Source organism: Rossellomorea sp. RS05, assembly GCF_039822645.1.
GTDB lineage: Bacteria > Bacillota > Bacilli > Bacillales > Bacillaceae_B > Rossellomorea > Rossellomorea marisflavi_B.
In genome coordinates this window covers 1-20,651 of the sequence record NZ_JBDKWY010000005.1, presented here as the reverse complement: position 1 = coordinate 20,651, position 20,651 = coordinate 1, and the positions used below count along the sequence as shown (strand labels likewise).

Below are 20,651 nucleotides of genomic sequence, written 5' to 3'. Positions count from 1 at the left end.
CGATGTCTTTGCTTATTCCACTATATGATGACGGGGGACAAGTTATGATCATTTCACCCTTGAAACAAGGGGCTTGTTTTCTTCAAGATGGGAAGACAGGAGACCTCCCCATTTCTCGAATTCAACGAGGAATCCATCATGACCGAACTTCGTCGTGATGAAATAATGCCTTCCCTTCGGCACGGAGCGCGCGAATGCTTCCATGGAGGCGGATGGATACACGAGATCTCCTTCGTAGCTGATGGCAATCAGCTCCGGATAAAAGGAGTCAGCGGGATCGTGATCGCGCCCCCTTTGGAGGTCATGAGAGTTCATCGCCTTCAAGAGGGTCAGATAGCTGTTGGGGTCAAAACGCCGCCCAAGCTTCACACCCTGATAGTCCAGGTAGCTCTCCACGTTATAGACGCCTTCCTTCTCCTGCCGTTGGAATCGATCATCGAACAATTCCGACGTGCGGTAGGTGACCATCCCCACCATGCGCGCCACTTCAAGCCCCTTTAGTCTTGTGCCGGGTGGATAGTCTCCTCCGTTGAATTCAGGATCCTGCTCGATGGCCGTGATCCCGATATGATTAAAGGCGAGGCCGTAATCGTTCAGTGCAGGCGTGACGGCGAGGGCGAAGATCTTTTTCATGAAGCGGGGATGCAGGATCCCCCATTCCAGGGCCTGCATTCCCCCGAGAGATCCTCCGACAACGGCTTCCACCTTGTTGATGGCAAGCTCCCGGAGAGCCAGGTACTGGGCATTCACCATATCGCGGATCGTGATGACCGGGAAATGGGATCCGTATCGTTTGCCGGTCTCGGGATCCTCTGATGCAGGACCCGTGGCCCCCTCGCAGCCTCCGAGGACGTTGAAGGCGATGACGTTGTAGCGGTTGGTATCGATGTAGGAGCCTGCACCGATCAAGCCGTCCCACCATCCCTTATCTTCACTCGTCCCTTTCACGATATGGGTGCCGGTGAGGGCATGGCAGACAAGGATGACGGGACCTGATTGATTCCCGGTACGTTCATAGGGCAACCTGACATTCCGGAGGGTTTCTCCGTTTTCAAGGACAAGGGACGGAAGGGTGACGGTGTTCAATTCATATGGTGTCGTATCGCTACTCATTCCTCCGCCTCCTTCACACGTTTGACGTTTCGCGTGCCTTCTCGATGGCTTCATCCAGGGAAGAGATCAGATCCTTCGCTGATTCCAGGCCGACCGACAGCCTGACAAGGTCTTCCGTCACGCCCGTTGCCCTGATCTCCTCGTCGTTCAGCTGCTGATGTGTCGTGGAAGCCGGGTGGATGATCAGGGATTTCGCATCCCCCACGTTGGCCACATGGGACCAGAGCGAGATATTGTCCACCACTTTGCGTCCTGAATCCCGGCCACCTTTGATCCCGAAGACGACGATAGAGCCCGCGCCGTTCTCCAAGTATTTCTTGGCCAGTTGGTTCGACGGGTGCGAAGCGAGTCCAGGATAGGAAACCCATGCTACCCCTTCATGGGATTCAAGATGCTCGGCGATTTTCCGTGCATTCTCTGTATGGCGTTCGATGCGGAGGTGCAGCGTCTCCAATCCCTGCAGGAGAAGGAAGGCGTTCTGCGGGCTCAGGCAGGCGCCAAGGTCACGAAGCAGTTGGACCCTTAGCTTGGTGATGAACGCCGCAGCACCGACATCCTGTGCATAGCGGAGGCCGTTGTAGCTTCGGTCCTCTTCGATGAATCCCGGGAACTTCTTGTTGTTCCAATCGAATTTCCCTCCGTCGATGACGACGCCTCCGATCGCTGTACCATGACCACCGATCCATTTGGTGGCCGAATGGATGACGATGTCTGCCCCCCACTCGATCGGCCTGGTCACATACGGTGTGGCGAAGGTGTTATCGATGATAAGCGGGATTTCATGTTCGTGGGCCACTTTGGCGACCGCTTCGATATCAAGGACATGAAGGCTAGGGTTGCCAATCGTTTCGGCGAATACGGCCTTTGTCTTCTCGTTGATGGCGCTTCGGAAGTTTTCCGGATCCGTTGGGTCGACGAAGCGCACGGTGATGCCGTATTTCGGCAGGGTGGTGGAGAAGAGATTGTAGGTGCCTCCGTACAGATTCGTCGCTGCTACGATTTCGTCCCCGGCTCCTGCGATATTCAGGATCGAGAGGGAGATCGCCGCCATGCCCGATGATACTCCGAGGGCCCCGATGCCGCCTTCAAGGAGAGCCAGACGTTTCTCCAGAACGTCCACCGTCGGGTTCATGATCCGCGTATAGATGTTCCCCGGCTCTTCCAGTCCGAAAAGCTTCGCAGCGTGCTCACTGCTGTCAAACACATATGAAGTAGTTTGGTAGATCGGCACGGCGCGTGATCCCGTGGTAGGATCTGCTTCCTGTCCTCCGTGAAGCAAAAGTGTGTCAAAATCGAATGAATTCGTCATCGTACATTCCTCCTGAGTGTTTGTTTTAATGATTGGGTTTGTTCTGTGATGGATGATGGTCGGGGCTGAAAAGGGGCAAAAATAAAAACCCCCTTCCTAAGAAGAGGGTCTAATTGAATAGGGTCCTCCTCTTATCTTTCAGGCAATGCGCCTGCAGGAATTAGCACCTTTTCATGGCAAATATGCACATGAAGGTTGCCGGGTTTCATCGGGCCTAGTCCCTCCACCTCTCTGGATAAGAGCATTAAGTTGTAAGTGTTCGTTAGCAAGAATTATAAAGGCTATCCCCTCTGGGAGTCAAGGTTATTTTTAGAATTTTTCGTCTAATCTCCCATTGACGACTGCCACTACTGACTTGAGAGCGTTGTTCTTTTTAAATCTCATGACACTTGCTGATTGCTGAAAGCATTTGGGATTTAATGTCTTCCGGGTCCTCGATTCCAAGTGAAATCCGGACCACATGCGTATTGATTCCGAGCTTCTTCTGCGCTTCCTCCGGCAGGGACCTGTGAGATGTCCCCAACGGATAGGAAACCGTCGTTTCAACCCCGGCCAGGGACGGGATGATCTTGATCCAGCCAAGTGACTTGAAGAAGGTACTCATATCAGCGGATGGTTCAAGCTCGATGGTGACGATGGCTCCATGACCTTTCTCAGATAGATTATTCGGGTAGTAGACGTGTTTGACCCATTCGTGCCTCCTGAGTTCGACGGCAAGGAGCTCGGCATTCAGTGCCTGCCTTTCCATGCGTAGGGCAAGGGTCTTCGCTCCCCGGCAAGTGAGCCACGCCTCGAATGGGCTCAGATTGGCCCCAAGGTTGACGATCTTCGCTCTTGCCTTATCCACCAGATCCTGCCTTCCGGTCACAACACCTGCTGTGACGTCACTATGACCGCCTATGTACTTCGTTGCGCTATGGGCGACGATATCAATGCCTTCAGTGAAAGGCTTACGGAGGAACGGGGTCGCAAACGTATTGTCGATCATCGTCGTGAGACCATGTTCTTTCGCCATCTCCACCATGGCCGGTATATCCTCTACCCTCATGAAGGGATTCGTCACCGTTTCACTATAGAGAAGTTTTGTCGAGTCGGTGATCGCTGCTTCCACTGCATTCCGGTCGGTGAAGTCCACGAATGAAGTGGAAATACCGAAGCCCGCAAGCTCTTCCTTCAGCATATGGAAGGTCCCCCCGTACAGATCTTCAGCAGCAATGATATGATCCCCTGCCTGGACGACAGACAGGATCCCTACGAGGATCGCGGATAACCCCGATGAAGCGGCGACTCCTGCCGGTGCCCCTTCAAGGGCTGCTACAAGACCTCCCAGCTCATCAGGATTGGGATTCCCCGTCCGTGTGTATAGATAGGGTGATTTCCCTTCATAGAACCCTTCCAGTTCCTCCAGGGATGAAAAGGAAAAAGCAGATGTTTGATAGATCGGTGTGGTTTTACTTTTGATTTCCTCTGTTCCTTTCAACTGACTATGTACGACCTTGGTGGTGAAATTCATTTCGTGGCCATCCTCTCTCTACGAAAATATGTATGTAGAAGAGTGTACCATATTCAGAAGATTCCGAGAAGAAAAGTGGTTCAATTCATGCCTTCTACCATCTTTTTCATCATTTCCTGGTTCATCGGACCGAGGATTTTATGCTGGATGATTCCCTCCGAGTCGATCATGAACGTGGTTGGGATCGTAATGATGCTGTAGGCATTCCCCACGGCTCCGTCTTTATCAAGGAGTACCGGAAACGTGATCTCGTATCCGTCCACGAACTTTTGCGCCGCACCTTCCATACGCTCCTGGGACGTGAGGTTCACGGCAAGGATTTCTGCACCGGGCTCTTTCTGATAATATTCCTCCATATGGGGCATCTCAGCCTTGCAGGGTGGACACCACGTTGCCCAGAAGTTCAAGATGATCTTCTGTCCCCTATAATCCGAGAGGCGCACTTCTTTTCCTTCCAGTGTGGTCAGGGTGAAGTCCGGTGGCTGATCACCTTTGGAAAGCCCCGTCTCCGCATCGGATAAGTCCATGGATTCACTCGCAAGCTGGGCTGCTGCGTCTTTTTCTTTCTGATCCTGCTGATGCCGGACGAAATTCACCAGGAAGATGGCGACGAGGACACCGATGAGTCCCAATGATAGTATTCGTTTGTTCATGTAATCCCTTCCTTTATAGGCCGGATCTCCGCACAGCCTTTCTGGCAATCAAATAGTAAATGGTCGATCTCAAATACCCTCTCTCCACTTCATAGCCCGCCGACTGAAGCTTCCTCACCAGATCATTGGAAGAAAGGCTGTTCCCCTGTGGGAGCGCTTCCGTTTCAATGATCAGCCAAAGACCGTCATCCCTGAGCATATCCCTGAGATCCTGGATCACTTTGACAAGATTCGGCAACTCATGGAGCACAAATCTCGTAATGACCTTATGAAGCGTGTTCTGTGAAAAACGGAAATATTCAAATGACATATGTTCATAAAGGATGTTTTCTACCTGCAGTTCCTCCGCGCGCCGCTTCAGCTCTTCCAGGGCACCCCGGTCGAGGTCGATGGCATGCACATCGGTACTCACGATACGCGCAATCGGAATCGTCAGAAAGCCTGTACCGCAGCCGAGGTCGGCCACATGATCCCTTTCATTCAACTCAAGTAGATCCAGCAGCTCTTCAGATGTGATTGTATTTGTTTCGGCAGCCATGGGGACTCCTCCTTTAGAGTGAAGATATCCCTAGCTTGCCCCTCATATGAATTATTACAGATGGAGGAGAAAAATCAACCCGGATCAACGCAAAAAGATCCCATGAGCGGGATCTTTTTGTGAACATTTGTCAGGTCGGGTGAGATGAATGGGGCTTTATACGTAATCATTCCGATTTATAGAGCATGGGAAGGCTACTGCTCCTCCGGTTCCATGGAGAAATAAAAGTACTGGGTATCACCCTGTCTGAATCGGTCGGTGCAGTCGATCCAAGTCATGCGGCTGAGGCGCAGGTCCATCTCGGCATTGATCGTTTCTTCGATCTTTCTCATTGTTTGGATGAATTCACCGAATGACAAGCTGAAATGGGCTGCTGCCTGCCTGTGAGGGGCATGTTTGACCAGGAGCTGCATGAACTCTTCTGATGTGGCAGACATACTCGCATATTCATCTTCAAGAGCCGTGACGAACTCATACATGCTTCTTTCCGGTGCCGGCAGTGACGCCACGATTTCCCTGCCGATGATTTCCATTAAGTGCTCATTCATCCCAACCACTCCCGATCGTCCTTACTTCATATTGTATTTTTTCATGAATCGTTCTGCGCGTCCATCCCTGTCGGTGAATTTTTCACGGCCCGTATAGAATGGGTGACTGTCCGAGCTGATCTCGACCTTCAAGAGTGGATAGGTCTTCCCGTCTTCCCACTCCATCGTTTCATTCGACTGTTTTGTTGAGCCTGTCAGGAAGGTGAATCCGCTGTTTGTATCCATGAACAGGACCTCTCGATATTCTGGATGTATGTTTGTTTTCATGTCTTTTCCTCCTACCAGCTTGATTTTTTGACGCCTGGGATCTGACCTTTATGGGCATATTCCCTGAAGGCGATCCGTGACATTTTGAATTTCCTCATATACGCCCGCGGTCTGCCCGTCACTTCACAGCGGCTTTTGAGCCTCGTTGGGGAAGAATCCCTCGGAAGCTTGGCAAGGGCCTCGTAATCTCCCTTTTCTTTCAGCTCCCTGCGGAGTTCCGCGTATTTCGCCACGATTTCACGGCGCTTCTTTTCTTTGACCACTTTTGATTTTTTGGCCATGTTTTCACCTCTATTTCTAATATCAAATTAACAAATCGTAATCATTACGTTTTAAAACGTATGAGTATATTAAACCATATCACCTCATGAAATGCAACCACCCTGTTTCGCACGTAAAAAAGACCCCTTCCACTAAGAGAACGGGTCCGTCTGCACAGGTCCATCAGTTATCAATGAACCAGCGAATCTTCATTTTCCAAGTATTCCTTCAGGGCATCCAGAATCAGGATCAAGTAAGAGGTCGAGTTTCCTCCCCGCTGGTCGATGAGGCGGATATCCTGCACAATCCGTTTGACTTCTTTCAATTCGAGCGTTTGGACAAGGATGTCGCTGACCTGTTCTGCTGAGTAGTTACCAAGATAGGTTTGCTTGAGGGTGGTGCGGCTTCTTCTGCAGAAGCTCTTCAGTAGCCTTCTAGCTTCATGTGCCTTGAGCGTTTCCATGTTTTCACCTCGCAAATGAAAATCGTATGTACCATAAAAAAAGCCTGCCAAAAAAGAATGGCAGGATTAAATGCTTGGCATTTAATGGTCATTCCTTTTCGGTAACCCGGCGATCTTAGTTTTTCCAAACCTTAGACCCGTGGCTTTGCGTCCCGGCCTTTCAACCGGTTTGCCTTTATCGAAGAAATTCGCTGGCTGGCTTTCCTATTACTAGGTATTACAACAATTATACTAGAAAACGTAATGCTTGAAAACAGAGAGTTCATATATGTTCTAAAATAGACATTTTTTCACTCTGTCACCACTCTTATGCAGGTACAAGCAACTACTCCATCAATTTCGCAATCGGTTTTGATACGAACAGGACGATGATCCCAAGGACAATCGTGACGATCCCGATCAAACCGAAAATATCGAAGTATCCAAGAGATTGAGTGTACGTTGCAAGGACACTTGCAAGCTTATTGGCTACGGCTGAACTGGCAAGCCAAACGCCCATGAGCACGGATGTCAATTTAAGCGGGGACAGCCTGCTGACCATGGATAGGCCGACAGGTGAAATCATCAGTTCCGCCAACGTATGAAGGAAGTAGGTGAAGACCATGAACAGCATGTTCACCCTTACCTGTGAATCATCACCGACCATGACTGAGGCCGGGATCAAGATAAAGAATCCAAGACCCACGGTGATCAGACCCATACCCATCTTGGTAGGCGTCTTGAAATCACCATTTTTCGTCTGGGAAAGTTTGAACCAGAGCATGGACATGATCGGTGCCAGCAGCATGATGAACAGGGAGTTCAACGACTGGAACCATTCCGTCGGGATGATGAAATCGCCGAGATGACGATCGATGTTTTCTTCTGTGAACAGTGTAAGCGAGCTTCCAGCCTGTTCAAATGCTGTCCAGAACGCGATGGTGATCACGGCAAGAATGACAATGGCAATCGTCCTGCGCACTTCCTGTTTCGTCAGGGGTGCCTTGCTGGCAGTCTCGGTGTGCTCCTGCACCTTCTTGGCTGACTCTTTACCGATATCACCAAGGTATTTGTTCCCAAGGGTATTGAATAGCACCTGGCCGACAACCATACCGATCGCGGCTGTCAGGAAGCCGTATCTATAGTCCATGAGACCGACGACAAGGGGAGCGACGAACGCACCCAGGTTCACACCCATATAGAAGATGGTGAACGCACCGTCCCGTTTCGGGTCATTGATATGATAGAGTTCGCCGACGATCGTCGAGATATTCGGTTTGAAGAATCCGTTCCCGATGATCAACAGGGCGAGACCCAAGTATAGGGCACCCATGCTTTGATGAAGGAAGATCGAGAAGTTCCCGAGTGCCATGAGGACCCCACCGATCGTGATGGCCGTCCGTCTAGGCAGGAATCGGTCTGTCAGATAGCCTCCGATGATCGGGGTGAGATAAACCGCCGAGGTGAACGTACCGTATAAACTTATTGCCGTCGTCTTATCGGCTCCCAGTCCACCGTTGATGGCCGTGGCGGTCAAATAAAGGACAAGGATGGCCCTCATCCCATAATAACTGAATCGCTCCCAAGCTTCTGTTGCAAATAGAAGATAAAGCCCAGGAGGATGCTTCTTTCTGAACTCAGATGACTGCTCTTGATGTATGTTTGCTTCCACGATGATGAATCCTCCTTTGAAACTGTAAAACACATACTCTGCCGACATGGGCAGAAGCGGATAAAACTGTTGAAATAGAAAGAAATAACCTAGCTGTGAGGGGGTATTTATTCATTCTAATGAATGTTTATAATAATTGTCAAACATATATTATGAATTCATAATATTAAATTTATAATAATTAAGTAGGTGTTCTATTATTTGGAATCTCTTACGAAATCATCCTTACGTAAAGGTGAAATGATTGAATGTGAATTAAGGAAAGAATGAAACTTTCGTGGGGCTTGTGCGTACATATGAGTAAGGATTTCTGAAAGACATCGGAAAAAACGGCACAAAAAAAACATCCCCTCCGATTGGAAGGGATGCCTGGGAATTAGAAGTTGATGTATTGACGCGGATTGACCGCATTGGATTTCGCTGCGTTCCAAGGTCCTGCGTGAAGCTCGAAGTGCAGATGCTGACCGAATGAGTAACCTGTGTCACCCATGTATCCGATCTGCTGGCCTTTTTTGACTGATTGACCATTACCCACAAGTGCGGAAGACATATGAGCATATACAGTCGTGAAGGTTTTACCATTGATCGAGTGAGTCATGTATACAACATTACCGTAGCTTGAGCTATACTCGCTGCGGATGACGATACCATCAGCTGCTGCAACGATCGGAACACTTCCGCGTGCTGCAATATCAGTACCCCAGTGCATACGAGGCTTGCCGTTCAGGATATCTGTACCAAAGTTCGTTGTGATGGCTCCAGATGCCGGACGAGTCCAAGCGCCTGAGCTAACTGCTGGTGCCGGTGCGGCTGGTGCTGATTTAGCCTGTGGCGCAGAAGAAGCTGATGCAGATGATGATGAGCTGCTGCTTGCACTTGCCTGAGCTGCTGCCTGCTCTGCTGCACGCTTCTTGGCTGCTTCTGCTTCCTGACGCTTACGCTCTTCTTCTTGCTTACGAGCAAGTTCTGCAAGACGTTCTTGTTCAGCCTGGATTTCACCTTCGATGCTCTTTTCACGTTTGGAAAGCTCATCTGATTCTTGTTGAAGGTCAGCTTTTTCAACTTCCAATGATTTCTGTTGTTTTTCAAGCTGCTTGAACAATTCGGCTTTTTCCGCTTTTTGACTGTCCAATTCTTTTTTCAAGGTTTGAAGGCTCGCTTTATCCTTTTCAAGGGACGCAAGCTTCTCTTCTACCTGTTTCTGTTTCTTTTCAAGTTCTTCTTGATCACGCTTTTGCTCGTCCATGATCTTTTTGTCCGCACTAACGATCGTGTTGACTGCTGTTACACGGTTGACGAAGTCTCCGAAGCTGTCAGCTCCAAGTAGGACGTCTACATAGTTGGCTGAGCCGCCTTTTTCCTGGATGGCACGCGCACGCTCTTTCAGAAGTTCATTACGCTCTTCGATCTTCTGTTTCAATACCTCGATCTCTTCTTTAAGCTTATTGATTTCAGCGGTCGTATCATCGATTTCTTTTTCTTTGTCTTTGATCTTTGATTCTGTATCGTTCAGTTGTTTACCAAGTACATCGATCTGTCCTTGGATATCTTTTTGTTTGCTGACGGTTTCATTGATCTCAGACTTCTTAGAATCGATTTTACCGTTGACTTCCTCTTTCTTTGAAGAAACGTCATCCTGCTGCTTCTTCAGATCGTCCACTGAAGAGTGGGCGCTTGCAGAGGTGCCAAGACCTCCGATTGTCAATACTGCTGCGATGGATAATGAGACGAAATACTTCCTGTTCAAGCGGCATGCTCCTTTCAGCTTCTATCAACCTATCAAATTTTACACTCTCAAGAATTTACGGACGGACATGAAGCTTCCCCATGCCCCGATGAGACAACCCATCAATAGGATCAATCCGTTTACCTGGTAGATGAACGGGGTAAAATCTAATACCTGAATAAAGTGACCTTGTAGTTTTGGTTTAATAAACTCATATGCGTAGTAATAGCCTGTTGTAACAAGAGCAATCGGGATAATAGAACCTAGGATTCCGAGCCAAAGCCCTTCCAGTATGAATGGCCAGCGTACGAACCAGTTGGTTGCACCGACCAGTTTCATTATTTCGATTTCTCTTCTTCTGGCAACAATCGTGATTTTAATCGTATTCGAGATAAGGAACATCGCCGTGAATAATAGACCGATGATGAGGACAAGCCCCACGTTCCTGCTCATTTCCAATACATTAAATAACTTCTCAACTTTCGCTTCCCCGTATAAGGCTTCATCGACGTGATCATACGTGCTGATCTCTTTTGCGATTTTACCGGTTTCGACTGGGTTGGTCGCTTTTACTACATAGACATCGGATAGTGGATTATCCTGTTCAAAGAGTCGGAAGTCATCTCCCATATCTTTCACAAGATTCTTAAGTTCATCTTCTTTCGAAGAATACTCAATCGATTCCACTCCGTTGAGTTTTTCAATCTTATCGTTGATTTCCTGCGATTGTTCTTTTGTCGTTCCGATATCGAGGAGTACCCGTACTTCTACGTCCTTCTCGATGTCTGTCGCGACTTTGTTCATATTGAGCATCAGTACGACGAATACTCCTACCAATAAGAGCGTCACCGTCACTGCACTGACTGATGCAAAGGTCATCCAGCCGTTACGTCCGATACTCTTGAAACTTTCCCTGAAATGCCGGCCATACGTTCTAGCTTTCATAACCGTAGTCACCTCGCTGTTCGTCTCGCACGATCCTGCCGTTTTCGATGGCAATGACACGGTGCTTGATTGTATTTACGATTTCCCGGTTATGAGTAGCCATGATGACCGTAGTCCCACGGTTGCTGATTTCTTCAAATATATTCATGATGTCCCAAGAGGTCTCCGGATCAAGGTTCCCGGTCGGCTCATCGGCAATGACCAGCTTCGGGGTGTTGACGATCGATCGTGCAATCGATACCCTCTGCTGTTCTCCTCCGGACAATTCATCCGGCAGCATCCTTGCCTTGTGCTTGAGTCCTACGAGATCCAACACTTCCATGACACGCTTCTTGATATTCTTCGGGTGCTCTTCAATGACTTCAAGTGCGAAGGCAATGTTTTCATATACGTTCATTTTAGGAAGCAGTTTGAAATCCTGGAAGACGACCCCTACATTTCTTCTGAGGTAAGGAACTCTACCATTCTTCAATTTCGCTAGATTAATACCGTTCACGATGATATCGCCTTTGGTCGGCTTCTCTTCACGGTACATCATCTTAATGAAGGTCGACTTACCGGCCCCACTCGGCCCAACGACATAAACAAACTCTCCTTGTTTGATGCTGACGTTGAAACCATTCGCAGCCATGACCCCATTGGAGTACTGCTTATATACGTCTTTCATTTCGATCATTCAATCACCTAATTTTTTATGTAGTTCCCCTCTTGGCTGTCGGTCATATGTACTCGTCGGGATGATTCTGTACCGTTCTCCCATTTTGGTGAAAAAACTCGAATCGTGCTCCCGAAAATTATTATAACATCACTTCTTTCGATGTTAAGGAAAAAAATTATTACAGTTTCGTTTCAAGAAAAGGGTAAATGTGTAATATATCCCTTTTTTCATAGGGTTTTTAAAGGGTTTTCAGGCGTTTGATAGGAGGATTTGACTAGCACCTGGTCATAAGGACTGGTCATGACACCTAGATGGGTTATAGGGATAAACGTTGATAGATAAGAGGTTTGCTATAGGAGAGTTGGTTATAAAAAAGGGAATATTCTGACGAATAATAGGGGTGGTCAAGGTGTTTCGGGGTTTGTAATATAATCTTAAAGAAAGGATTGGGGTAAGAAGAATCCACCAAGGGATCCTTCTTGATAGTGCGTTATTTTTTGTTGGAAAGCCATTCGGCAACGGCATCCGCCTCTTCACCTTTGATCAGGTTCTTCGGCATTTGCCCTCTTCCGTTTTCAATGACATGAAGGATTTCATCCTTGTTGAGCCTCTCCCCTACATTATTAAGGGCAGGACCCATGCCGCCTTCGAGGTTGCCACCATGACAGCTTGTACACTTGTTGTTGACGATCTTCTCGGGATCTACCTGGCCGGTACTTGTTTCCGTACTTTCGTCGTTGCCACAAGCAGCGAGGACAAGTGAAGCGCCAAGGAGGGCACCAATGAGTTTCTTCTTCATTCATTCTCCCCCTAGGAAAAATTTAGTGAGGTTCACTTCCTCATTATACGATCATTATACCAGCGTTAGACCCGTTTGAAACCTTCCCCGAGGACTTCCGAAGCATCCATTGTGACGACAAATGCTGATGGATCAATGGTTTTGACCAGTTGTTTCAGTTTTGTGAATTCCGTTTGATCGACGACCACCATCAGGATCGGGCGTTCATCATCGGTATAACCACCGTATGCTGATAGTTTTGTCACACCGCGATCGATCTTATGCAGGATCCCTTCACGGATCTCTTCCTGTTTGTTCGTGATGACCAGCGCCATCTTCGACCGGCTGATGCCGACCTGGACGAGGTCGATCGTCTTGCTTGTCACGTATAGGCCAATGAGAGCGTAGAGACCACGCTCGATATCGAAGACGATGGCCGCCGAAAGGACGATCATCCCATCGATGAGGGCTACACATGTACCAAGGGAAAGACCGGTAAATTTATTGACGATCTGAGCTGCCAGATCGGTCCCTCCAGTAGATGCTTTCCCCCTGAAGACGATTCCTAAACCTAAACCGACTCCGATTCCGCCAAATAGTGCTCCGAGAAGGGGATCCGTCGTCCAAGGCTCCCAGCTCTCTGTGAGGAATACAACTAATGGAAGAAATATAGTTCCGATCGCTGTTTTTACTCCGAACTGAAGACCGAGGAAAATCAATCCGGCAATGAATAAGGGGATATTGAATGCCCATTGCACGTACGCAGGCTTCCAATCGAGAACCCCTTTCAAGATCGTGGATATTCCGCTTACCCCGCCGGAGGCAACCTCATTCGGCAGCAGGAACACGTTGAAGGCAATGGCCACGATGGCCGAGCCGATGATTACAAATACATATTCAAGCCATTTCTCCCGGGCTGGATCTATATTCCGCCCTCTCCCCTTCAATACCATGTATCTTCCGACTCCTTTTTTATCCGTTACGTTAGTATGAGTAGTTCAAATGCTTTGCATGCAGGGGCGTGAATCCCCTCCATATCAACCTTTGAGAGTATAGCATGGGGTCGGGGTGGTGTAAATGACAGCCCAATGCCGTATTAAAGTGGTAGTGTGGCGGGATGAAAAAAAGCCGATCCCGTTTTGGGACCGGCCTCAGTCTTATTGGATTTTCGAACGCAGGTACGCGTTGATGAACGGATCAAGATCTCCGTCCATGACACCTTGCACGTTTCCTGATTCCGTATTCGTACGGTGGTCTTTCACCATGGAGTACGGATGGAATACGTAGGAACGGATCTGGCTTCCCCATCCGATCTCTTTCTGCTCACCACGGATCTCAGCAAGCTCTTGCTCCTGCTCTTCGATCCTACGCTGATAAAGCTTCGCTTTCAGCATCTTCATGGCTGACTCACGGTTCTTGATCTGTGAACGCTCGGACTGACAGGTCACGACGACGTTCGTAGGAAGATGCGTGATCCGCACGGCGGAGTCGGTCGTATTGATATGCTGACCACCGGCACCACTTGCACGGTACGTATCGATCTTCAGATCCTCTGTACGGATTTCGATGTTGATCTCTTCGTTGAATTCCGGCATGACCTCACATGACACGAAGGACGTGTGACGACGGCCTGACGAATCGAACGGCGAGATACGGACAAGACGGTGAACGCCTTTTTCCGCTTTCAGATAGCCGTAGGCGTTATGCCCCTTGATACCGAGCGTGACGCTCTTGATTCCGGCTTCATCACCTGGAAGATAATCCAGGGTCTCCACTTTGAATCCGCGTTTCTCTGCCCAGCGCGTGTACATACGGAGAAGCATGGAGCCCCAGTCCTGTGACTCGGTACCACCAGCACCCGGATGAAGCTCAAGGATGGCATTATTTTTATCATGTTCTTCACTGAGTAGAAGCTGAAGTTCGTAGTCGTTCAAACGGGTGATGAGCTCTTCAAGTTCGCCTTCAAGCTCCTCTTGAAGCTCTGCATCGGGCTCTTCCTTCAATAGTTCAAGGGTCAGCTCGAGATTTTCATGAGATTCAAGAAGTGCATTGTATTCATTCACCAGATCTTTCAGGCCGTTCCCTTCATTGATCAAGCCTTGTGCTTTCTGCTGGTCATCCCAGAAATCGGGTTGAACCATGATTTCATCGAGCTCCTGGATTCGTGCCTCTTTGTTTTCTAAGTCAAAGAGACCCCCTGAAGTCCGCTAATGTCTTAGCTGATTTTTCTAACTCTGATCGAATTTCTGCATGTTCCATTTTATTCACCTCTTGTAGTATTTGGGGCCATCTTTTCAGAAAAGTACCCGGAGCAAGGCTCCAGGTAGTTTTCCTCTTATCCGGTTATCCCGTGGCAGTGCTTATATTTCTTCCCGCTTCCGCATGGGCATGGATCATTTCGTCCGATGCTTTCCTTGCGGCGGAGGGGCTTCCTCTTCGCCTTCTCACCGTCTTCCTTCGGGTTGACGGCCTGGCCTTTGGCCACTTCCTGGCGCTCAAGGTTATTTTTGATTTCAGCCTTCATGATGTATTTCGCGACATCTTCCTCGATGGAGATAATCATGTTCTCGAACATGGCGAAACCTTCATGCTGGTATTCACGAAGCGGATCGGTCTGACCGTACGCACGGAGGTGGATACCCTGTCTGAGCTGATCCATGGCATCGATATGATCAATCCATTTTTGATCGACAGCGCGGAGAAGGATGACTTTCTCAAACTCACGCATCTGCTCTTCAGACATATCGTCTTCTTTTTCATTAAGCTGGTGATGGACATCCTGGAAGATGATGTCGACGATCTCTTCCGGCTCTTTGCCGCGAAGCTCGTTTTCATTCACTTCGCCTTCAGGGAGCAGGTTCGCATTGACGTAATCAATGATGCCTTGAAGGTTCCAGTTTTCCATCTCTTCTTCCTGCGTATGGGCAGCCACCTGACGCTCGATGACCGATTTGATCATACCGTCCACGATGTCGCGGAGATTTTCGGAATCGATGACTTCATAACGCTGCTTGTAGATGATCTCACGCTGTTGGCGAAGGACATCATCATATTGAAGGAGCTGCTTACGGGCATCGAAGTTATTCCCCTCGACCCGTTTCTGGGCGGACTCGACGGCACGGCTGACCATCTTGCTTTGGATCGGCTGCGTGTCATCCATCCCGAGGCGCTCCATCATGCTCTTCATGTTGTCGGAGCCGAAGCGGCGCATGAGCTCATCTTCCATGGAGAGATAGAATTGGGTGACACCCGGGTCCCCTTGACGTCCGGAACGTCCACGGAGCTGGTTATCGATCCGGCGGGATTCATGACGTTCTGTACCGATGACGGCCAGTCCGCCAAGCTCGATGACGCCTTCACCCAGTTTGATATCCGTACCACGACCGGCCATGTTCGTGGCGATCGTAACGGATCCAGGTTGTCCCGCTTCCAGGATGATTTCCGCCTCGCGACCGTGGTTCTTCGCGTTAAGGACGTTATGGCGTACGCCTTTTTTCGTCAGGAGCTTCGAGATGAGCTCGGATGTTTCGACGGCGACTGTACCGACAAGGACCGGCTGCCCCTTCTCATGACGCTCTTTGATATCCTCGACCACTGCAAGGAACTTCCCTTCCATGGACGCATAGATCAGATCGGCACGGTCATCACGGACGATTTCCTTATTCGTCGGGATGACGATGACGTTCATGTTATAGATGTTGCGGAATTCCTCTTCTTCCGTCTTCGCCGTACCGGTCATACCGGAAAGCTTTTCGTACATACGGAAGTAGTTCTGGAATGTGATGGTGGCCATGGTCATGCTTTCGTTCTGGATCTCCAGGCCTTCCTTCGCTTCTATGGACTGGTGAAGACCGTCGCTGTAACGGCGTCCTTTCATCAGACGTCCCGTGAAGGAATCGACGATGATGATCTCGCCTTCCTGTACCACATAGTCCACGTCGCGGTGCATGCTCACATGAGCCTTCAGCGCTTGCGTGATATGGTGGTTCAGGGTGACATGGGTGATATCGAAGAGGTTGTCGATATGGAATGCCTTCTCGACCTTGCTGATTCCGTCTTCGGTCAGCTGGACGCTCTTCGTCTTCTCATCATACGTATAATCGTCCTCTTTGTTCAGGGTGCGCACGACGGCGTTCGCCTGGATGTAGAGCTGAGGCGTGCGCTGTGCGTTTCCGGAGATGATAAGCGGCGTACGGGCTTCATCGATCAAGATGGAGTCGACCTCATCGATCACTGCGAAGTGAAGGGGACGCTGTACCATCTGCTCTTTGTAAAGGACCATGTTATCACGCAGGTAGTCGAACCCGAATTCATTGTTCGTACCGTAGGTGATGTCGGCACTGTATGCTTCGCGCTTCTCTTCTTTCCCCATGGAGTTGAGGTTCAACCCAACGGAAAGACCGAGGAACTCATACAGTCTGCCCATCTCTTCGGCATCACGGCTGGCCAGGTATTCATTGACCGTGACCACGTGGACGCCTTTGCCTGTGATGGCATTCAGGTAGACCGGCATCGTCGCTGTCAATGTTTTACCTTCACCGGTTTTCATCTCGGAGATGTTTCCTCCATGAAGGGCGGCACCCCCCATGAGCTGGACGCGATACGGATAAAGACCGAGTACACGGCGTGCCGCTTCACGAACAACGGCAAACGCCTCGACGAGCATATCATCGAGTTCTTCCCCTTTTTGATAACGCTCCTGGAAGCGGACCGTACGCTCACGGATTTGATCATCCGTCAGGCGCTCCATTTCAGGACCAAGGGCTTCTATTTGATCAGCAAGCTTTTCGAGCTTCTTGATTTCTCTTTTATTTCCATCAAACACTTTATTTAATAATCCAAGCATTCATAAACGCTCCTTTATCTGTGTTTACGGTGAGGGCTTCATCCATTATAAACGTCTTACATGAGATTCCCATGAGAAATGTGCTCTATCCTTATTCGAGACAGAGTCCTTGAATTCCTTCATGCGTATACCTACTAATCTTACCACTATCATAGGGGGGTTACAACATATTGGGAAAATGGGACCCTTGTAAAAAGACCGCCACTTCTGAATGAAAGGGCGGTCTCCTTTTATGTCTTAAGCCTTTTGTTCCTTCAGCATGCTGTACACGGTGTCCTGATAGCTCTCCCAGATCTGCTTGCTCCGTCTCGAGATGCTGTTGGCCGACACGTCGAAATGCTCGGCAAGCTCCTTCTGCACGTGACGGATGCTGATCTCGTCGATATTCTTCGCCATATCGACCATGGCACCTGAGTAGATTTTCGGATTGCGGATCGTCGGACGCTCAGTGTAGAAGTACTTCTCAAGTACCGCAACAAGAAGGGCACTCTCCTTCTTGTTCTCCCCTTTTTCCTCCAGGTAATCCTGAAGGGCCTTGATGGCCTCTATATACTCAGGGGTCTTCCAGATCTCGACGCCTTCGATGGCTCCCGTCGTCTCCTCTTTCTCTTCTGCCGGGGCAGGCGTTTTCGCAGCCTTGCGTTTCTCGGCACCGTACAGGACGAAGCCGACGTCGGCAAGCTCAAGATACTGCCCGGCAAGGTACTCTTGCAAGTCTTCAAACTCGCCTTGCTCAAAGCGGATCTTCACCATCTCCGAAGCCCCTTTCTCGATGATCGGATAGATGAAGTACTGAGCGAACGGGATGTAGCTGTCGCCATTCGGCAGCAGAAGCCCAAGGAAGAAGCTGCCCTCTTCCATGTGTCCGAACGCTTCCTTCACCAACAGCTCATCACCCGTGATGGCTTCCGTCACGCGAAGCGTCTCGTCATCGACCTTCTCCACGCTCCCCGCTGTGATCCGTACCTTCTTCCAAGACTCAAGACGTTCTGCCGTCTGTGGACGGGTCACCGTCTGCTTGTCCACGAACCGGTCAATGAGACGGAGCCCTTCCTCATCCTTCTGGGTCACCCCATACCAGCTCACAAACGCCATCTCATAAATATCGGGATCGGCCTTCATCAGCTCCATCTTGGAAAGATACTGATGATACAGCTCCTCCATATGCGGTGATTGCGTCGTCGCAATGAAATCATACGCCTGTGCCTGAAGCACATCCAGCTCCTGCTTCACCAGCGCATCAATATCGATGGCATTTTCTTTTCCATGACATTTCTTATATTTTTTCCCGCTACCGCATGGGCAAGGTTCATTTCGTCCAACTGTATTCATTCCTGTTACCTCATTCATTGTTGTTACCTCCAAAATAGTTCACGACCTTCACACAAACATTCATTATATAACAAGTAAGCCTTACTATAAACCGTTTTAACGCAAGAAAAAAGAACCAGCCCCTGTTCCAGGCCGGTTCCCGTCTCATTAACGTCCCTGATTTTTCATGAAATCGAGGACATCAAGGTCGATATAGCTTTCATCCTGCTCCCGCATCTCGAAGTTCTCTGTATGAAGATAATCCGTCAGGCTCTGCTGCAGCGACTTCTTAGGGTCCTTGTATCCCAAGCGCGTGAGTTCCCTGTCCAATTCATCACGGAGCGTGCCTTCAATCAGGACGACCCGGCCGGAATCGGACGGTTTGAAGTAAAGCTGGTGCATGCGGAAAATCCGTTTCAGTTCCTCGATCGGCGATGGATGGTCGTCCACGCGCAGATCGATGTAGCGATCATTGAATCCTCCGTAGCCACCCTCTTCTTTTACGACGAGAAGGGCGGCAGACTGCATCCCCCTCGAATCGCCACCGGCATCCTGTCCGGCACTCAGCGCGGTGAGAAGCCTGTCTGCAAGGGAACCATTGGTTGCTTCGAAGGTATCGAGCATGGCCTGCACCGTTTGTTCATCCACAAGGATATTCCCCTGAACGGCCACATGCTTCCCGGTCATCCCCCCAGCCCAGTTATAGCATCCTTCTCCTGTATACGTGGTCGGATTGCCATGGGCGTCGATGATTCCTACCTGGCGCAGATGGCGTTCAGGATCGTCTTTTGTGATGAGCTCTAATGTTTCCTCTGCCGTCTTCCCTTCTTCGAGGAGACGGAGCGCTTCGGGACCATAAGCGGTATTAGCGTAGGACTGGGTGGCGATGGCGCCGACTCCTGCTTTGGCAAAAGGGACAACAGAGCCGACAGCCAGGAATTTGGACTGGACGGCGATGCCCCATTCCTGGGTTTCGGGGTCATGGGCGATGATGGAGTAGGTCATGTTTGGGTTCCTCCTTTATGGTGGGTAGTGCAGTTCATGTCATGCAGGACTATGTGTACGTCATGCTGGACCGCTTAGTTTGCGGACCGGTCGCCTTCCCGTAAACGGGAAGGGTCCTGCGGTCTGATGAGACCGCAGGACCCTTGGCTATTCATTAATGCGTTTCGATCAGGCCGTACTTGCCGTCTCTACGCTTGTATACGATATTCGTTGCGTTCGTCTCCGCATCCGTGAAGATGAAGAACGTGTGCCCGAGCATATTCATCTGAAGGATCGCTTCCTCGCTGTCCATCGGCTTCAGATTGAAATTCTTCGTACGCACCACTTCCGTATCATCCTCGAGCTCATCCACCTCAGGCTCTGCCACCCCATTCGGTGCCACATTCCCAAGATCCTCCTGAGCCGCGAAGAACTCCTTCGGACTGCCCTTCTCACGCATCTTGCGGTTCACCCGCGTCTTATGCTTACGGATCTGACGCTCAAGCTTATCGACTATTAAATCGATCGCCGCATACATATCCGTGTTCCGCTCTTCTGCGCGAAGCACCAGATTCGGCATCGGGATCGTCACTTCCGTCTTGGTATTTTTATCAGGATAGACTTTCAAGTTAACGTGCACATTTGCATCAGGAGTTTCATTGAAATAACGCTCCAACTTACTGATCTTCTTCTCCACGTGTTCTCGAATAGCTGGAGTTACCTCAATGTTCTCGCCACGAATGTTGTAATTCAACATGTAAACTCCTCCTTTAAAAATATAGCTATGTTGTATATATTCTGCATTCCCTTTCGTATTCCTGCTTAAACTTTCTTAATTATTTGTCAATTTTGTGGAGAGGGTGTAGAAAATGGTAGATTGGTGGCGGGGATATGGGGATTGGGGCGGGTTGTTGTGAGGGTTGAGGGCGGGGTTTGTCGAGGGATGGGGGATTTTAGCCTTTTTGTGCCTGGCACCTTTTAGCCTTTTTGTGCCTGGCACCTTTTAGCCTTTTTGTGCCTGGCACCTTTTAGCCTTTTTGTGCCTGGCACCTTTTAGCCTTTTTGTGCCTGGCACCTTTTAGCCTTT

General features: G+C 49.5%; 20 protein-coding genes and 2 riboswitches. All 20 genes read right to left on the bottom strand.

The features are described 5' to 3' along the window. Window positions 1-48: 48 nt before the first annotated feature. Window positions 49-1,113, bottom strand: a complete 1,065-nt coding sequence (gene metX / locus ABJ225_RS13750) for a homoserine O-acetyltransferase MetX (protein ID WP_347320805.1) — start codon at window positions 1,111-1,113, stop codon at window positions 49-51. A 13-nt stretch (window positions 1,114-1,126) separates the two neighbouring features. Next, window positions 1,127-2,422, bottom strand: coding sequence for an O-acetylhomoserine aminocarboxypropyltransferase/cysteine synthase family protein (locus tag ABJ225_RS13745; RefSeq protein WP_347320804.1), 1,296 nt, complete (start codon window positions 2,420-2,422; stop codon window positions 1,127-1,129). A gap of 128 nt (window positions 2,423-2,550) precedes the next feature. Further along, window positions 2,551-2,664: riboswitch (SAM riboswitch) on the bottom strand. A 131-nt stretch (window positions 2,665-2,795) separates the two neighbouring features. After that, the gene (locus ABJ225_RS13740) at window positions 2,796-3,935 is read right to left on the bottom strand and encodes a trans-sulfuration enzyme family protein (protein ID WP_347320803.1); all 1,140 of its coding nucleotides are present in this window, start codon (window positions 3,933-3,935) and stop codon (window positions 2,796-2,798) included. Between the two features lie 80 nt (window positions 3,936-4,015). Beyond that, window positions 4,016-4,588: a redoxin domain-containing protein gene (locus ABJ225_RS13735; protein ID WP_347320802.1), complete on the bottom strand. Its 573-nt coding sequence runs from the start codon at window positions 4,586-4,588 to the stop codon at window positions 4,016-4,018. A 13-nt stretch (window positions 4,589-4,601) separates the two neighbouring features. Then, window positions 4,602-5,126, bottom strand: coding sequence for a class I SAM-dependent methyltransferase (locus ABJ225_RS13730; RefSeq protein WP_347320801.1), 525 nt, complete (start codon window positions 5,124-5,126; stop codon window positions 4,602-4,604). Between the two features lie 194 nt (window positions 5,127-5,320). After that, window positions 5,321-5,674 (bottom strand): hypothetical protein, encoded by a 354-nt coding sequence (locus tag ABJ225_RS13725; RefSeq protein ID WP_056540308.1) that lies wholly within the window; start codon window positions 5,672-5,674, stop codon window positions 5,321-5,323. A gap of 21 nt (window positions 5,675-5,695) precedes the next feature. Next, on the bottom strand, window positions 5,696-5,941 hold the full coding sequence (locus ABJ225_RS13720) for a type B 50S ribosomal protein L31 (protein WP_048016172.1): 246 nt from the start codon (window positions 5,939-5,941) through the stop codon (window positions 5,696-5,698). 11 nt (window positions 5,942-5,952) lie between these two features. Next, on the bottom strand, window positions 5,953-6,222 hold the full coding sequence (rpsN, locus tag ABJ225_RS13715; protein ID WP_079515483.1) for a 30S ribosomal protein S14: 270 nt from the start codon (window positions 6,220-6,222) through the stop codon (window positions 5,953-5,955). Between the two features lie 170 nt (window positions 6,223-6,392). Beyond that, the gene (locus tag ABJ225_RS13710; RefSeq protein ID WP_048006648.1) at window positions 6,393-6,665 is read right to left on the bottom strand and encodes a hypothetical protein; all 273 of its coding nucleotides are present in this window, start codon (window positions 6,663-6,665) and stop codon (window positions 6,393-6,395) included. A gap of 97 nt (window positions 6,666-6,762) precedes the next feature. Next, window positions 6,763-6,849: riboswitch (cyclic di-GMP riboswitch) on the bottom strand. A gap of 141 nt (window positions 6,850-6,990) precedes the next feature. Further along, window positions 6,991-8,316: a peptide MFS transporter gene (locus ABJ225_RS13705; protein ID WP_056540301.1), complete on the bottom strand. Its 1,326-nt coding sequence runs from the start codon at window positions 8,314-8,316 to the stop codon at window positions 6,991-6,993. A 376-nt stretch (window positions 8,317-8,692) separates the two neighbouring features. After that, a complete protein-coding gene (locus ABJ225_RS13700; protein ID WP_056540298.1) occupies window positions 8,693-10,063 on the bottom strand; it encodes a murein hydrolase activator EnvC family protein in 1,371 nt (456 codons plus the stop codon). Window positions 10,064-10,102: 39 nt separating this feature from the next. Further along, window positions 10,103-10,987 carry a permease-like cell division protein FtsX gene (gene ftsX / locus ABJ225_RS13695; protein ID WP_048006645.1) on the bottom strand — a complete coding sequence of 295 codons (885 nt, stop codon included), beginning with the start codon at window positions 10,985-10,987 and terminating at the stop codon, window positions 10,103-10,105. Continuing rightward, a complete protein-coding gene (gene ftsE / locus ABJ225_RS13690) occupies window positions 10,977-11,663 on the bottom strand; it encodes a cell division ATP-binding protein FtsE (protein ID WP_053429081.1) in 687 nt (228 codons plus the stop codon). Before ftsE ends, ftsX begins: the two co-directional genes overlap by 11 nt. 472 nt (window positions 11,664-12,135) lie before the next feature. Next, window positions 12,136-12,444, bottom strand: coding sequence for a cytochrome c551 (gene cccB / locus ABJ225_RS13685; protein WP_056540295.1), 309 nt, complete (start codon window positions 12,442-12,444; stop codon window positions 12,136-12,138). 65 nt (window positions 12,445-12,509) lie between these two features. Continuing rightward, window positions 12,510-13,376, bottom strand: coding sequence for a YitT family protein (locus tag ABJ225_RS13680; RefSeq protein ID WP_053429080.1), 867 nt, complete (start codon window positions 13,374-13,376; stop codon window positions 12,510-12,512). A 204-nt stretch (window positions 13,377-13,580) separates the two neighbouring features. Beyond that, a protein-coding gene (gene prfB, locus ABJ225_RS13675) for a peptide chain release factor 2 (RefSeq protein WP_159644242.1) occupies window positions 13,581-14,682 on the bottom strand; the annotation gives its coding sequence in 2 pieces (ribosomal slippage) (window positions 13,581-14,609 and window positions 14,611-14,682; 1,101 coding nt in all). 76 nt (window positions 14,683-14,758) lie between these two features. Continuing rightward, window positions 14,759-17,269: a preprotein translocase subunit SecA gene (gene secA / locus ABJ225_RS13670; RefSeq protein WP_347320800.1), complete on the bottom strand. Its 2,511-nt coding sequence runs from the start codon at window positions 17,267-17,269 to the stop codon at window positions 14,759-14,761. A gap of 237 nt (window positions 17,270-17,506) precedes the next feature. Further along, window positions 17,507-18,619 carry a YecA family protein gene (locus ABJ225_RS13665; protein ID WP_218246416.1) on the bottom strand — a complete coding sequence of 371 codons (1,113 nt, stop codon included), beginning with the start codon at window positions 18,617-18,619 and terminating at the stop codon, window positions 17,507-17,509. A 129-nt stretch (window positions 18,620-18,748) separates the two neighbouring features. Continuing rightward, on the bottom strand, window positions 18,749-19,585 hold the full coding sequence (locus ABJ225_RS13660; RefSeq protein ID WP_347320799.1) for a DUF1028 domain-containing protein: 837 nt from the start codon (window positions 19,583-19,585) through the stop codon (window positions 18,749-18,751). Between the two features lie 154 nt (window positions 19,586-19,739). Continuing rightward, window positions 19,740-20,321 carry a ribosome hibernation-promoting factor, HPF/YfiA family gene (gene hpf / locus ABJ225_RS13655; protein WP_048006637.1) on the bottom strand — a complete coding sequence of 194 codons (582 nt, stop codon included), beginning with the start codon at window positions 20,319-20,321 and terminating at the stop codon, window positions 19,740-19,742. Window positions 20,322-20,651 lie beyond the last annotated feature (330 nt).

Coding starts and splice junctions, on each gene's coding strand:
- metX (WP_347320805.1), bottom strand. CDS start 1,113: ATGAGTAGCGATACGACACCATATGAATTGAACACCGTCACCCTTCCG.
- ABJ225_RS13745 (WP_347320804.1), bottom strand. CDS start 2,422: ATGACGAATTCATTCGATTTTGACACACTTTTGCTTCACGGAGGACAG.
- ABJ225_RS13740 (WP_347320803.1), bottom strand. CDS start 3,935: ATGAATTTCACCACCAAGGTCGTACATAGTCAGTTGAAAGGAACAGAG.
- ABJ225_RS13735 (WP_347320802.1), bottom strand. CDS start 4,588: ATGAACAAACGAATACTATCATTGGGACTCATCGGTGTCCTCGTCGCC.
- ABJ225_RS13730 (WP_347320801.1), bottom strand. CDS start 5,126: ATGGCTGCCGAAACAAATACAATCACATCTGAAGAGCTGCTGGATCTA.
- ABJ225_RS13725 (WP_056540308.1), bottom strand. CDS start 5,674: ATGAATGAGCACTTAATGGAAATCATCGGCAGGGAAATCGTGGCGTCA.
- ABJ225_RS13720 (WP_048016172.1), bottom strand. CDS start 5,941: ATGAAAACAAACATACATCCAGAATATCGAGAGGTCCTGTTCATGGAT.
- rpsN (WP_079515483.1), bottom strand. CDS start 6,222: ATGGCCAAAAAATCAAAAGTGGTCAAAGAAAAGAAGCGCCGTGAAATC.
- ABJ225_RS13710 (WP_048006648.1), bottom strand. CDS start 6,665: ATGGAAACGCTCAAGGCACATGAAGCTAGAAGGCTACTGAAGAGCTTC.
- ftsX (WP_048006645.1), bottom strand. CDS start 10,987: ATGAAAGCTAGAACGTATGGCCGGCATTTCAGGGAAAGTTTCAAGAGT.
- ftsE (WP_053429081.1), bottom strand. CDS start 11,663: ATGATCGAAATGAAAGACGTATATAAGCAGTACTCCAATGGGGTCATG.
- cccB (WP_056540295.1), bottom strand. CDS start 12,444: ATGAAGAAGAAACTCATTGGTGCCCTCCTTGGCGCTTCACTTGTCCTC.
- ABJ225_RS13680 (WP_053429080.1), bottom strand. CDS start 13,376: ATGGTATTGAAGGGGAGAGGGCGGAATATAGATCCAGCCCGGGAGAAA.
- secA (WP_347320800.1), bottom strand. CDS start 17,269: ATGCTTGGATTATTAAATAAAGTGTTTGATGGAAATAAAAGAGAAATC.
- ABJ225_RS13665 (WP_218246416.1), bottom strand. CDS start 18,619: ATGAATGAGGTAACAGGAATGAATACAGTTGGACGAAATGAACCTTGC.
- ABJ225_RS13660 (WP_347320799.1), bottom strand. CDS start 19,585: ATGACCTACTCCATCATCGCCCATGACCCCGAAACCCAGGAATGGGGC.
- hpf (WP_048006637.1), bottom strand. CDS start 20,321: ATGTTGAATTACAACATTCGTGGCGAGAACATTGAGGTAACTCCAGCT.